The organism is Halobellus sp. Atlit-38R (assembly GCF_003665925.1).
In the GTDB taxonomy this organism is placed as follows: Archaea; Halobacteriota; Halobacteria; order Halobacteriales; family Haloferacaceae; genus Haloquadratum; species Haloquadratum inordinatus.
The window spans coordinates 157,830-171,166 of the sequence record NZ_QXIJ01000005.1; the positions used below are offsets into that span (position 1 = coordinate 157,830).

The 13,337-nt window shown below is 62.1% G+C and carries 14 protein-coding genes; 3 read left to right on the forward strand and 11 right to left on the reverse strand.

Annotated features, from left to right (window positions below; genetic code table 11):
- Positions 1 to 34: 34 nt before the first annotated feature.
- The 8 genes from D3D02_RS09075 to D3D02_RS09110 form a co-directional block, all read right to left on the reverse strand.
- The gene (locus D3D02_RS09075) at positions 35 to 358 is read right to left on the reverse strand and encodes a hypothetical protein (RefSeq protein WP_121569661.1); all 324 of its coding nucleotides are present in this window, start codon (positions 356 to 358) and stop codon (positions 35 to 37) included.
- Positions 359 to 466: 108 nt separating this feature from the next.
- Positions 467 to 1,480: a CPBP family intramembrane glutamic endopeptidase gene (locus D3D02_RS09080; protein ID WP_121569662.1), complete on the reverse strand. Its 1,014-nt coding sequence runs from the start codon at positions 1,478 to 1,480 to the stop codon at positions 467 to 469.
- Between the two features lie 33 nt (positions 1,481 to 1,513).
- A complete protein-coding gene (locus D3D02_RS09085; protein WP_121569663.1) occupies positions 1,514 to 2,410 on the reverse strand; it encodes a DMT family transporter in 897 nt (298 codons plus the stop codon).
- A 147-nt stretch (positions 2,411 to 2,557) separates the two neighbouring features.
- Positions 2,558 to 2,986 (reverse strand): universal stress protein, encoded by a 429-nt coding sequence (locus D3D02_RS09090; protein WP_121569664.1) that lies wholly within the window; start codon positions 2,984 to 2,986, stop codon positions 2,558 to 2,560.
- A 74-nt stretch (positions 2,987 to 3,060) separates the two neighbouring features.
- Entirely contained in the window at positions 3,061 to 4,131 is a 1,071-nt protein-coding gene (locus D3D02_RS09095; RefSeq protein WP_121569665.1) for a sodium:phosphate symporter, read from the reverse strand.
- A gap of 49 nt (positions 4,132 to 4,180) precedes the next feature.
- Positions 4,181 to 5,026 (reverse strand): plastocyanin/azurin family copper-binding protein, encoded by an 846-nt coding sequence (locus D3D02_RS09100; RefSeq protein WP_158599340.1) that lies wholly within the window; start codon positions 5,024 to 5,026, stop codon positions 4,181 to 4,183.
- A 375-nt stretch (positions 5,027 to 5,401) separates the two neighbouring features.
- Positions 5,402 to 6,484 carry an AI-2E family transporter gene (locus D3D02_RS09105; RefSeq protein ID WP_121569667.1) on the reverse strand — a complete coding sequence of 361 codons (1,083 nt, stop codon included), beginning with the start codon at positions 6,482 to 6,484 and terminating at the stop codon, positions 5,402 to 5,404.
- A 121-nt stretch (positions 6,485 to 6,605) separates the two neighbouring features.
- On the reverse strand, positions 6,606 to 7,316 hold the full coding sequence (locus D3D02_RS09110) for a PGF-pre-PGF domain-containing protein (protein WP_147435596.1): 711 nt from the start codon (positions 7,314 to 7,316) through the stop codon (positions 6,606 to 6,608).
- Positions 7,317 to 7,546: 230 nt separating this feature from the next.
- On the opposite strand from D3D02_RS09110, the gene D3D02_RS20910 reads away from it, so the two are divergent.
- Positions 7,547 to 7,705, forward strand: coding sequence for a hypothetical protein (locus D3D02_RS20910; RefSeq protein ID WP_199723049.1), 159 nt, complete (start codon positions 7,547 to 7,549; stop codon positions 7,703 to 7,705).
- A gap of 494 nt (positions 7,706 to 8,199) precedes the next feature.
- Here D3D02_RS20910 and D3D02_RS09115 read toward each other — a convergent pair whose 3' ends face one another.
- The 3 genes from D3D02_RS09115 to D3D02_RS09125 all read right to left on the reverse strand — a co-directional run bounded on the left by D3D02_RS09115 (position 8,200) and on the right by D3D02_RS09125 (position 10,553).
- Entirely contained in the window at positions 8,200 to 8,985 is a 786-nt protein-coding gene (locus tag D3D02_RS09115; protein ID WP_121569669.1) for an IclR family transcriptional regulator, read from the reverse strand.
- A gap of 75 nt (positions 8,986 to 9,060) precedes the next feature.
- Entirely contained in the window at positions 9,061 to 9,438 is a 378-nt protein-coding gene (locus tag D3D02_RS09120; RefSeq protein WP_121569670.1) for a Rieske 2Fe-2S domain-containing protein, read from the reverse strand.
- Entirely contained in the window at positions 9,435 to 10,553 is a 1,119-nt protein-coding gene (locus tag D3D02_RS09125) for an amidohydrolase family protein (RefSeq protein WP_121569671.1), read from the reverse strand. The genes D3D02_RS09120 and D3D02_RS09125 overlap by 4 nt, the downstream gene beginning before the upstream one ends.
- Before the next feature lie 677 nt (positions 10,554 to 11,230).
- On the opposite strand from D3D02_RS09125, the gene D3D02_RS09130 reads away from it, so the two are divergent.
- Together D3D02_RS09130 and D3D02_RS09135 are read left to right on the forward strand one after the other, a co-directional pair.
- The gene (locus tag D3D02_RS09130) at positions 11,231 to 11,863 is read left to right on the forward strand and encodes a TetR/AcrR family transcriptional regulator (RefSeq protein ID WP_121569672.1); all 633 of its coding nucleotides are present in this window, start codon (positions 11,231 to 11,233) and stop codon (positions 11,861 to 11,863) included.
- On the forward strand, positions 11,860 to 13,326 hold the full coding sequence (locus D3D02_RS09135) for an MATE family efflux transporter (protein WP_121569673.1): 1,467 nt from the start codon (positions 11,860 to 11,862) through the stop codon (positions 13,324 to 13,326). The genes D3D02_RS09130 and D3D02_RS09135 overlap by 4 nt, the downstream gene beginning before the upstream one ends.
- Positions 13,327 to 13,337: the final 11 nt, after the last annotated feature.

Sequence of the window (13,337 nt, forward strand, 5' to 3'; positions counted from 1 at the left end):
ACCAGGAGGCGGTAACGCTCTCCCGCCGACGGCCTCACTCTGCCGGTGTCCAGTACGGTGCGGCGTCGAGTCGAGCGGTCGCGGTCTGGACTTCCGAACGGGTCGTTCCGTAGAATCGCTCGCGACCCACCGGCGTGCGCAGACACAAGATCACGGTGTTGCTCGTCACCTCGAAGACCGAGAGCGTCCAGGGACTCCCCGCGTGTTCCCACCGATTCCGGAGCGTAGCCTCCTCGTCGTCGACGACGCGCGTTCCCAGCTCCCAGCTCAGGCGCGTGAGGTAGGTGAGGTCGAACGGCACGACGTCAGGAAGTTCGGTCGTCGGCTCCCCGGCGTTTTGAGTGCTATGAGCCGCCATACCAATCCGAACTCAATCTTTGATTAAAAACGCAACTATTTCGCTGTCCGGAGCGGACGAGCCAGTCGCATCGCGATCCGGTCTCGCGAGCGCGACGGTCAGTGGGTGTCACTCGTCGCCTGAGACACGCAGGTGCGGAACGACGAGCGATTTCGCGAGGCGTATCGACCCTTCGCGCCACTGGACCCACCCGACGGTGAGGACGAGGCCGACGACGGAGGCAGCGAGGCCGAGCAGTCCCGCTTCCGGGCCGAACGCGCCGCCGGTGAGGAGACGAGGGCCGGACTGCGTGGTCGCGATCAGCGACACGCCGTTCGAGGTGCCGCTGACGGGGAAGCCGTAGACGACGCCCTGAAAGAAGTTCCAGGTGGTATGCAGGCCGATCGGAATCGCCAGTTCGCCGGTCAGTACGTAACCCGCCGCGAGCATCACGGCAGCGAGTACGATCCCGACCGTACTGGCGAGCGTCGCGTTCGGGTTGGTCGCGTGCGCGACGCCGAAGAGGACCGAAGTGACGAGGACGGCCAGCGCGATCGCACCGCGGGTTCCAATCCGGTCGAACCACGTGAACCCCTCCGAGAGGTTGGTTACGAGGTAGCCGCGGAACAGGAGTTCCTCGTAGATGCCCACGGCGACGAACGTGAGAAGTCCCCAGAAGAACCACGGCCAGAAGTCGAACCCCGAGCGAGCGACGTAAAATATTTCTCGGACCGAGATCCACCCAGCCAGCAGTTCGACGGCAAAGATCACTGTCATCAGCGCGCCCCCGAGCGCGAGCCCGAAGCCGAGGTCCGCCCACCACGAGCGGTCGACGCGAAAGCCGAAGTCGCGGAACCAACGACGGTCGGCGAACCGGCCGGCCAGATAGACGCCACCGACGATCACGACGATCTGGGTCGAGACGAAGAGCAGATTCCGGATTGCGACAGCCGTCTGCTCGGCCGACTGCGACTGCGTGAGTGCGAGGAACGCCCGCGACGGCCGCGTCGCGAGCGCCGTGACGACGAGCGAAGTGAGAAGTCCCAACACCGCAAGGAGGACCACGAGCGCGATAAGTCGCCACGGCAGTCGCAGTCGGTGCGCACTGTCGTTCCACAGGAAGGCTTTGACGCGAGGGAACATCGCGTGTAACTGTCGGAGAGACGAACGTTAACTCTATCTCTGCGTGCCGGCGAGCCGCCGGAGCAACCCGACCGGATCCTCGATCTGCGAGAGGAGAACGCCGCTGACGACGAGAAGTCCGCCGAGGGCCGTCTCAACCGTCAGCGACTCGCCGAGCAGGAGCACGCCCAGCGTGACGGTCGTCACCGGCTCGGCCGTCCCGAGGACGCTCGCGCGGTTCGCTTGCAGGAACCCGAGGCCCTCGTAGAGTAACACCAGCGGGACGCCCGTGCCGAGGACGCCGATCCCGACGACGACCCCCCACTGGGCCGGACTGGTCGGGAGCGTCGCCCCCTCGGCGTACCACCGAAGGCCCAGCAGAGCGGTCGCAACCGTCAGTACGTGGGCCGTGAGCACGCTCGCTTTCGCGCTCGTCGACAGCACGCGACCGCCGACGATGTAGACGGCGTATCCAATCGCCGCCGCGAGGAGCAGCACGACGCCCAGCGGCGTCGCACCCCGCGTGTCGGCGCCGAGGATGAGACCGAGGCCCGCCAACGCGAGGACGAGCGAGACGACGAGCCGAAGTGTGACCCGCTCGTCGAGGAAGGCTGCAGAGAGCACCAGCACGTACACGGGATACGTGAAGAACACCACCGCCGAGAGCCCCGCCGTAAGGTGAGTAAGGCCCGTGAAGTACGCGATCGTCAGGACGGCGTACATCGTTCCGAGTCCGGCCGCCGACCAGGCCGGCCGCCCGGAGAGAAGCCTCACGTCGCCGCGGAGGGCGAGAAACGCCCAGACGAGCACGCCGCCCCCGAGGAAGCGAAAGAAGAGCAACGGCGGCCGCCCGAGTCCCGCCGCTTCCGCGAACTTCCCGAAGATTGCCAGCGTCCCGAATCCGACCGCCGACCCCATCACGAGAAGTGCGCCGACGGTTTCCTCACGCATCGTATGCAGATTTGCCGGTCCGTTTTTTAACGATTGTGGACCGGTCACGTGGTCGAGAAGTCACAGCGACGGAGTGTCAGCCGGACGCGCCCGGCCGACAGGGCCACGCGCGGAAGACCGACGAACGGGCGAGCACCTACGAGGAGTTCATCTGACGATCAGCACCGGCATCGGGGCGCGCTGGAGGACCGTCTCGGCGACCGAGCCGAGGAGGACGCGGGTGAGCAGTGCGCGCCCGTGGCTGCCGAGTACGATCGTATCGACGTCGTGTTCGTCTGCGTACGCGACGATTTCGCGGCCCGGCTTGCCGAGCCTCGTCGCTGTCGACACCGTTCGGCCGTGGTCGGCGGCAATAGCCTCGGCCGCGGCGAGTAATTCCGTCGAGCGGGCGTGCGCGCGCTCACGGAGTTCTTCGGCACCGACCAACGCCTCCGCGCTGTATCCCTCGTCGAGATAGTCGATTACGTGGATGACGGTCACCTCCGCTCCCGGGTACGTCGTGAGCGCGTATTCGAGGGCTCGCTCCGCGAGCGGGGTCCCGTCGAACGCGACGAGGAGTCGCTCGACTTCGGGCACGGTGGTACATCGGGCTACTGGGAGAAATAAGACCGGGGCAGATCGCTGGCGGGTCGTCCCGAAACCCGGACCAATCAACGCGGTAGAAGCGCCAGCGCGACGGGGACGGCAATCAGGAGGACGACGAATCCGACGAAGTACCGCAGGTCCTCGACGAGCCGTCTGTGTGCGGCCTCGACGGTCCGAAAGTACGGATCGAACCACAACGTGGCTCCGAGCGTGAGGAGCGTGCTCACGAGGAGGAGTGCCAGGACGAGTGCGACGCCGACAGGTGATTGCAGCACCACGGCGACGAGGACCGTATCGAACAGCGTTCCGAGGTTCGCGCCGAGGACGTAGGGGACGACCTCACGGCGTTTGAGGTATCCCCGGTTGTAGAGCGGCACGATCACTCCCAGCGAGAACGCGACGCTCGTCGTGATTCCGGTGAGTAAGACGCCAAGCGCGAGAGCGACCCAGGTACGTTGAAACCGGCGAAAGAAGCGCGCTCGGAGCCACGCGGTGTCGACCCGCTTGAGCACCCGATCGAAAAGATTGAGGCTGGCGAAGAGGACAGTGATCGCCAGCACGAATCCGAGTTCGGCTCCGACTGCGTCGACGACGGTGGCCGTCACCGATTCGAGGGGTGAGAACTGCGACGAAACGTTCGTCCGCGTCCCGACGGATTCGAGGGGGTGCTGGAGCCACGGTAAGGCGAGATAGCCCACGACGGTCGCAGGGAGATACACCGAGTGCGTCAACAGAAACGCGAGGAGTCCGAGGCTGGTCGCCTCACCGAGCGAGTACCGACGCTTCTGGAGATAATCGAGAGCCCCGATGAGAACGACGATGGCGGCCGCACCGAGGCGAGAGCCGGCGACCATCAAAAACAGTTGTGCGTCGGTGACGATCCCGTTTCCGAATAGCGACACCGACAGCGCAGCGACGATCGAGCCGTTCGTCAGCACGTACGTGGCGAACCAGCTCACGCCCAGCGCTTGGGCATCGCCGGAGACGTGATGAGCGAAGAACTGTCGGAGCGGCACGGCCGCCGCTTCAGTGGCGGTACCGAGCAACTGAACCGCGAACAGAAACAGCGCTACGGACGCGAGGGCACCGATCCAGAGCGGGGCCGAGGCGCGAACCCGCGCGAAGGCGTGATCCACGGTGCACGTAGACTCACGCCGACGGCACAAAAATTACGCCGGCGGCGCGTTAGCTCTCTTCTCCCCCGTTGTCCGGCCCACTCTGCTGGTTCGATGTGAGCGTCTCCCAGAGAACGGTGCCCTCGCTGACGATGTACGACGGTTGGAGCGCCGGATCAGTCAGTGTGACCCGTGCCAGTCCGACCGGTCCCGCCCGTGGTTCGGGGAGGTCCTCCGGATTCGAGGTCTCGAATTCCGTCTCGGTAACGTCGCCCACGACGACCCGCATCGCCATTCCGTATCCCTCGTGCGGCGAGCAGAGGAGGTCGTAGACGCCCGGTGTCTCGAAGGCGTGGAGCCACGTATCCGGAACGGGCCCCTCGCCGTCGCTGTCGTCTCCGTCTTCATTATCGTCGTCGCTACCGTTGCTCCCGTCGTCGGTCTCGTCGTCGGAAGCGCCGTCCTCAGCGTCGTCATCCTCGTCATCGCTGCCGTCAGCATCGCTATCTTCCTCCTCACCACCCATCTCGGCGGGCGGTTCGATCTGATCGCCCGGGATCGACTCCGGCCGCCAACCGAGGAGTGGAGAGGAGAACGCGGTGACGCCGATCGGGACGCGCCGCCGCATCCCGAACGCCGGGTGGTAGGCGACGACGTTGTGATCGGGTGTTCGGAACACGAACTTCACCACGTCCCCCGGTTCGATGTGGAGTCCCGTGGGCTGAAAGAAGAAGTCCACTGGCCGGTTTGGATTCGTCGGCGGGGCGCGAATCAGCGTCTCGACAGTATGGACCGTGCCTGTGCCGTCCATCGCTTCGTCGTCGCTACTCCCTTCGTCGTCCATCTCGTCATCTTCTTGGGCGACGGTCGAGCCGCCGAGCACCGAGATGGCCGCACCGGCACCGAACGCCTTCATCAGGGGTCGTCGGTGTAAACTGAGTGTGTCGTTTCGGGACATACAGTACAAACGTATGACACGATCTCGAATTGTTATTCGCGTTCTATCTGAGTGATAGCTCGTTCTCCCGTCGTGACCGTATCGAACGCCCGTCGTATCCGTCCGTTGGATAGGAATACCCAGATTGTGTGTCACACTACTGCAATACGTCTCCGATGTCAGGGACGTGCCAGCGGCGACAGTAAGGGCGCCAGATAGCGAGCGCGGCAGTCGTCAAGGGAAACTTACCGCAACCGGAAACAACGTGGCCGAGAGTGAGCGCGCCGAGCGGCTCGAAGAGCCGGAGCGGGTGTCGCAGGCGAGACTTCCGACGCGAGCAGGTCGCGAGAGACCTCACTGATCCAGTGCTGGCGGCTCCTCCGTTTCCGACGCGCCCAGGAGACGCGGCAGCGCCGTATTCGCGAACGTCAGCCCGACGACGAGCAGGATCGGCGCGAAAAACAGGCCGTAGAAGCCCAGTACGACCGGACCCAGCGTGTACGCGAGCATCAAGAGACCGACGTGGGTTTCCTCGCCGCTGAGAAGCGGCCGAAGCACCACGTCGGGGATCGTATCGACGACGACGACGGCGACAGCGAAGAACCCCCCCACGTACACCAGACTCGACAGCGTCCCACCGAGGGCGATCGGGAGCGCGGTGACGAGTGTCAGCGGGACGTAGACGATTTTCATTCCGACGACCGGAATCAGACTCGCGATGCCAGTGAGCGCACCGGCGAGCGCGGGATAGGGAACCTCCGCGGCGGGCGGTACGAACGCGTTATACGTGCTGAACGAACCGATAGCGATCAGCGAGACAGCGAGGACGTTCAGGAGATTTCCGAACAGCACCGCTTCGAGTTCTCTGTCGACGGCTTCGAGGTACTCTCGGATGATGGCCTCGTCGTCGAAGTTAAGCAGCCACTGACTGATGCGGTTGCCGTCGACTAAGAGGTAGTACGTGACGATGACGACGACGAACAGATTCAACATAAACTCCGAGACGAGCGTCGTGAAGAACGTGGCGTGCTGGGTCGCAAAGTCGATGAACGGGGCCAGATCGCCGGATTGGTACGCTCCGTAGAGCCCCTCGATGGTGAACTTGGGGATCTCGTTGATGCCACCGAACCACTCGAGGTTCTCGTTTGCGACGTCGACGAGCGCGTACTGGTCGATGAAGCGGCGGGCCTCGATCGCCAAGAGCACTGTAGCGTAGCTGATCAGTAAGATGAGTGGGACGGCGAGCGAGACCATCACGACCACCGCTCTGGCGTTCGCTGGAAGGTGGAACCGTCGGAGCATCCGGTGATAGCGGCGCGTCGAGTAGTACAGGAAGACAGAGATAGTCAACGGAGCGATAAATTGGTACGCGAGTGCGCCGATGACGACCGAGACGATGATCCCAAACAACGCCACGGCGAAGCGGTTCCCATCCATACAAACTGACCTTTCGCCACAGTAACACAAAAATATGGCCTTGTACGGGCGTCCTGTGGGCGGTGAGGTCACTTACACGGGGGGAACGATAGACGCCCCACGGAGTGCCGGTGCGATAGAGTCAGTTCAGCCACAGACGGCTGGCAAATACCATTAGGGCGAGCACGGCTAGACCCGGACCAGATCCGGGTGTGTTGGTCGGAGTCGTCTCCTCCGTGACAGTCACGGTAGCTGTCGAGGCATCGGGGACCGGAGCGACAGCGAACTCGGAGAGACCTGGCGACGCCGCACGGAAGGCGACCTGTGTGGCGTTCCGCCCGGTCACTCTGGTTTGCAGTCGGTTCCAAGACCGGTTCGGTGCGTTGTACCGATACAGAGCGACGCGCTCGGCCGAGACGTTCCGCTCGCGCAACCGCATGCGGTTCACAGCAAACGTCATCGACGCGTTCGTGACGTTCTCGTTCGGGAATTGGTGTGTGATATTGAAGTATCCGAACGGGGCAGGGCCAGAGAATGCACCGACGCCGGCACTCGCCCCGGCGGCCGTTCGAAGGGCGAACTGGTAGTCACCGCTTCGGTTAGTTCGAACCGCCATCTCTCGCATCCGAACGCCGACGTCGGGGGACTCGGCCCGGTAACGGAACTGCACGCGAATCGTCTGATTCGCGCCGACGTTCTCCACTCGCATCGAGTGGCTTCCGTTCTGATGTTGACCGGCTGTGACGTTCGGGCCGGGCCCGGTTCCGGAGCCGTGCATCCCTTCACCGTTACCCTGTGCGGCGACAGTCGTAGTCAGAATCGGTGCAGCACCTGCGGAGGTGACGACGAACACGATGAAGACCGCAAGGAGAAGTTCTTTTTATTCTCATACATTATTATCCGAACATTACTAATCATACGTATTCAGACTGAGGCAAGTAAGTGGCAATAATCTGTGTCGCATTAGAGCCCGGTATAGCCCCTGTTGCGTCGTTCTCGACCCCATCCAGCGAGCGACACCCAGGTCCAGAACACGAGGCGTCGTTGAATATATATTGATCGAACGTCATATACGAGAACGCTATGAGTGACTCAGACGGGATCGACGAGGCGGTCCAGCGCGTTCGCGACGCATTCGACACGGCCGCGGAGGAAGCAGAGCAGATGACTGACGAAGCGCGTGGCGACGTCGACGAGGCAATAGACGCCCTCGAAAAGCGAATCGAAGAACTTCGAAGCTAGCGACCGAAAGCACGACGGCGAGTCGGCGGTGCTATCGTCTCGCTCACCGCCGCGTACACCGCCTTGCACTCAGTCGTGCGATCAGAGAGCGAAGGCCTACGAACGCGACTCATATTTTTCCGGGCGACACGTGGCGAATACGTTCGACGGTGGGCCTATAATTTTACACATATATCTATTAATATACTAGTTATAAGATGAATCCGAACTCAAATTATTCTGTCGTCGAGATCATTTTCATACGCATTATTGCATAATTGTTGCCAGAATGTATTGCAATAAAAAGGTATGGGTATAGAACTACAACTACTACAGTGATATCCGTAATTTGTCTTATATAGTTTTTCTGCATACACTTATTCAGTAGCTCTTCGCTACCGAAAGTTGCTGAGTCGACAACCCCACCCCGCAGTATCTCCATTTGGGGTAGCTCTCGGTCGAGCCCTGCAGGAATCGCAGGATTTCTGTCGAGGGGAGGCAGCCAAGCAGTCGCGCTACGTGGGACTGGTCCGATTGCGTTGCTGCGGCGTCCGGCTGCTGCCCTCCCCCGACGCGAGCACGTCTTCGACGCGGTCGACAGCCGACGCGAGGTACTCGAGCGTCTCGTCGCGGTCGTCGGTGACGAGCGCGTCCGAGGGACTGGCGACCGACAACGACCCGAAGACTCGTTCGTCAGCCACGACCGGCATTCCGATGGCGTAGATCCCGGAGATGTCTTCGCCTTGATTGACGGCGTAGCCGCGGGAACGGACGTATTCGAGTTCTTTCCGGAGGTCAGTGGGACTGAGAGAGTCGTCGGCGGTCGAGTCGGCGTCGACGATTTCGTCGAGTCGGTCACCCGGGAGATGCGCGAGGATGGCTTTGCCGGCGGCCGTATGTGTGATCGACGACCAGTCGCCGACGAGCAAGTCCGGGTTGTGCGTCGGGTTCGATCCAGCACCGTTGACGAACATCAGTTTTCCGTTCTCCTCGATCGCACACCAGGCGGTTTTCTGGGTTCGCTCCGCGAGATTCTCGACAGCCTCTTTCGAGGCTGCATAGAAGGGCTGTCGAGTCTTGACCGCGGTCCCGATGTGGAACCACTGGTGCGACAGCCGGTACGTGCCGCTATCGTTGACGGCGTAGCCGTGGGCTTCGAGCGTCTGGAGGTGCCGGTGCGCCGTGCTCTTGGTGAGATCGAGCCGTTTTGCGACCTCCGTCACGCCGACCGGCCCCGCCTCAGCCATCGCTTCGACGATCCGAAAGAGCGTTTCGTCGGCCCCGACGAGATTTCCGGTCATAGATCACGTTGACGGTGCGGCAAAATAAAGATGCGGTATGAGATCGAACGTCGGGGGCGTTCCCCTCGTCGGGAGCTAGTTCTTCTGGCCGCCGACGTAAACGACGCCGTCTTCCACGACGACCTCGTAGGTCGGCAGGGAGATGTCGTCGTTGGCGAGGTGGTCACCGGACTCGATGTCGTAGGACCACCCGTGCCACGGGCAGGAGATCACGCACTCGTCTTCGGAGTACGACTTCTCGACGCGCTGACCCGGCTCTTTGAACTCGCCAAGGAGCTTCCGGTGGGTCTTTCCGCTGCAGACGGGGCCGCCGTCGTGCAGACAGTAGTTCTGCAGCGCGTAGAACTCGTCTTCGACCTGCAGCACGCCGACCTCGACGCCGCCGACGTCGACGAACTCGCGGTCGCCGTTCTCGAACTCGTCGGCGGGTTTGACTTCGACCAGATCGCTCATAGGCCGAACACCTCCTGGGCGTTCTTCGAGAGGACCATCTCGACTTCCTCCTCGGAGAGGAACGGCAGGTCCATCACGGTCGTCGGGCGGTCGTAGTCCCAGTGCGGGTAGTCGGAGGCGAACATCAGCTGGTCCGCGCCGACCATATCGATACACTTCTCGAGGTACTCGGGGTCTGCCGAGATCTCGAGCGGCTGGGTGCCGTAGTAGAAGTCGGTAATGTACTCACCGGGCTTCTTCTCGAGGAGCGGCGCTTCCTCGGGGCGCTTGAGGTACTCCTCGTCGAGGCGCGTCATCAGGCCCGGGAGGTACGTCACGCCGGACTCCATAAAGGAGATGTCGAGATCGGGGAACTTCTCGGGGACGCCCTGCACGACGAGGCTCACGATCTGGGACATATTGGATTCGAGGAAGCCCAGCGTGTGCGTTTCGAGCATCTCCTGGTAGCCGCCGCGGACGTACTCGTCGAGGCCCGCGCCGCCGGTGTGGAACACGGCCGCAAGGTCCATATCCTCACAGCGCTCGTAGATCGGATCGTACTTGCGGTTGCCGAGCGGAGGCGTCGCGCCAGCAGTGACGAAACACGCGCCCACGTACTCGTCGCGGTCCTCGATCCGGTCAAGGATCTCCATCGAGGCGTCGACGTCGTAGTACGGGATCGGGGCCAGACCGTGGATCCCGTCGTCGGGGTCGAGAACCTCCTCGCTCATGTACTCGACGTACGCCTTCGCGAAGGCGGACTGGCGGGTGTCGTCCGCGATCGTCCCGGCGCCAGCGAGGATGAGGTGCGAGATCAGGAGCGTCTCGTCGACACCGATCGACTCCATCCCCTCGCGGATCCGCTCCGGTGTCTCGGGGGAGTCGGGGTACGAGGAGTGTTCGCGCGTGATCTTGCCGTGCGCCTGACGGTCACCCGTCGAGAAGGGGAAGAACGAGCTGAGGTTCTGCTTGGCCCCTTTCTCGTCGAAGTTGCTACCCTCGAACTTCGTCTTCCAGGGTTCTTCCATATACTCTGCGACGTCGTTGAACGACTCCATATAGTGGCAGTCGCAGTCGATTACGTGATACGCGTCGAGGTCTTCTTGCCGTCTCGACTCGGTATCTGCCTGGGACATACCCTTACCTTCGATCAATATGTAATAAAACTACTGGTAACGCGCTGTTCTCGTTTCGGATTGACACGTCGAATCGTCAACTCAGGAACGCAGTCGTGCGGTTATCGAGGGCCAAAACCCAGACCAAAGACAGGCTATCCGATCTGCAACAGTTGTCCCGTAATTCGGAACAGCTTTGCCCGGTGGATTTTACCGTGAGACGCCCCCGTTCCGATAACAGTCGTACTTTTGTTAGCCTGGTTCGGACGCCGGATCGTCCATTTGATCCGGGAAGTAATATAAGAAACCTTCATATTCGCTAATAGTATAGATTATTTTATGAAATTTTCTCTCGATATTCGGCCAAATATATTTAAATTATTCGTTCAGTGCATAAATTATCTAATTTTTATATGTATATAGTATATTTTATATATTATTTATGATATATTTGGGAAAGTATAGATTGGCGACAGAAATCGCAGTGACTGCACTCACAGACGACCATCTGGCATCGGCTTGTCCCGTGATACGGGATTTTGTATCAGTGTTCGGTCCGAACACTGTGGCTCGAAGGTGCGGGGCGAAGCGTGCCTTGACGTCGCATACGGGAGAGACAGACACGCGACGACCTGCCGATTCGAACTTTTTTTGACTGACCGGACAGTCAGTTCGAACAACGAAATGGAGCGCCCCGAATGACGACGGAGACGGCGACTCAAATACTGCACGCGACACACAGCGCACTCTGCAAGCACGGCTACGCAGAGCTCACGATGCAGGACATCGCCGACGAGACCGACCTGTGTAAGGCGTCTATTCACTATCACTACGACGGGAAGCACGATCTTCTCGTAGCGTATCTCGACCACCTCTACGAGCAGTTCGAAGACCGTATCGCGGAGCCGGCCGGTGAAACACCCGCAGAGCGACTCCGAGGTCTCGTCGGCGCACTCGTCACAAACCGATCCGACGCGCCGGCGTTTCAGACTGCCCTGTTAGAGATCAAGGCACAGTCGCCGTACGACGACGCGTTTCGAAGCCGACTGCAACGCTTCGACGACGCGTTTACCGCTGCCGTCCGCGAGGTCGTCGCCGAAGGTGTCGCAGACGGGACGTTCCACGAGGAGATCGATCCGGACGCCGTCGCGTCGTTCCTCACGACGTACGTCAACGGCGCGCAGACGCGCCACGCCGCAGTCGGGCACCCGCTCGACGATTCGGCCGCGGCCGTCGACGCCTACATCGACGGGGCGCTACGGGCAGACCAAACTGCCAGCACTGGCGACGGTCCACCGTCCGAGACCGCGAACGTAGGGGGCACCGAATGAGCCTCGGTGAGCGACTGGGTTCGCTCTTCAAGGGTCCCGACGAGCTAAACCTGACGAGCGGCGGCATCGGTCGCCCGCTGTTCTTCCTGTCGCTTCCGATCATCATCACGAACCTCCTGCAGACGGCCTACAACCTCGCGGACACCTTCTGGGTCGGTCAGTACAGCACGGAAGCGCTGGCGGCGATCAGTTTCGCGTTTCCGATGGTGTTCTTGCTCATCTCACTCGGGATGGGTCTGTCCGTGGCCGGGAGCGTCCTCGTCGCCCAACACATCGGAGCCGACGAGGAGTCCGAAGCGGAGTACGCCGCATCCCAGACGGTCATCTTCTCGATACTCGGGTCGATACTGCTGGGGGCGCTGGGCTACGTCGCGGTCGGCCCGTTCATCCGCTTCCTCGGAGCCTCGCCGGCGGTCCACCCGCTCGCGACGGGCTATATGCAGGTGATCGCCGCCGGACTGCCGTTTATGTTCGGCTTCTTCGTCTTTATCGCGCTGATGCGCGGCTACGGCGACACCGTCACGCCGATGCTCGTGATGTTCGGATCCGTCGTGTTGAACATCGCGCTCGATCCGATCCTCATCTTCGGGTTCGACGGAAATCCGCTGTTCGGAATGCTGGGCCTCCGCGGGCTGGAAGCCTCGCTGTTCGCGACGACCGGATACACGGGCTCTGGGATCACTGGCGCGGCGATCGCGACGGTGTTTTCACGCGCGCTGGCGTTCGTCGTCGGGATCGCGGTGATGATCGAAGGGGTCCGCGGGGTCCGAATCCGACCGAGTCAGATGCGGCCGGACGTCGAGTACCTGCGACGGCTACTCGACATCGGCGTGCCGGCGTCCATCGAGGGGACTGGCCGGGCGCTCTCGGTGAACTTGCTGCTCCTCGTAGTGGGGATGTTCCCGACGACTGTGGTCGCCGCCTACGGAATCGGCGTGCGCGTGTTCTCGGTCATCTTCCTCCCTGCAATCGCTGTCGCCCGCGGGGTCGAGACAATGACCGGCCAGAATATCGGTGCCGAAAAGCCCGAGCGCGCCGGCGCAGCGGCCGACTTCGCCGCGAAGTGGATGCTCGTGATCCTGTCGGGCGCGGGCGTCGTCGCCCTGCTCGTGCCGCGGCCGATCATCGCCGTCTTCACGAACGATCCGGACGTCGTTCGCGTCGGCGTTGACTTCCTCCGGTTCGTGGCCCCCTCCTTCGGCTTCATCGGCGTGATGCGAGCTTACACGGGAAGTTTCCGCGGTGCGGGGAAGACGCTGATCGCGGCGGCGATCTCGGTGATTATGCTGGGCTTCATTCGGATTCCCGTCGCGTACGTCGCCTCGCTCAATCTCGGGTCGACGGGCATCTGGCTGGCGTTTCCGATCTCGAACGCCGCTGGGGCCCTCATCGCCTACGCGTGGTACCGCCGCGACACGTGGCGAACGGGGTCGGTTCGTCGGCCGACGCCGGCCGACGATTGAAGAGCGGACAC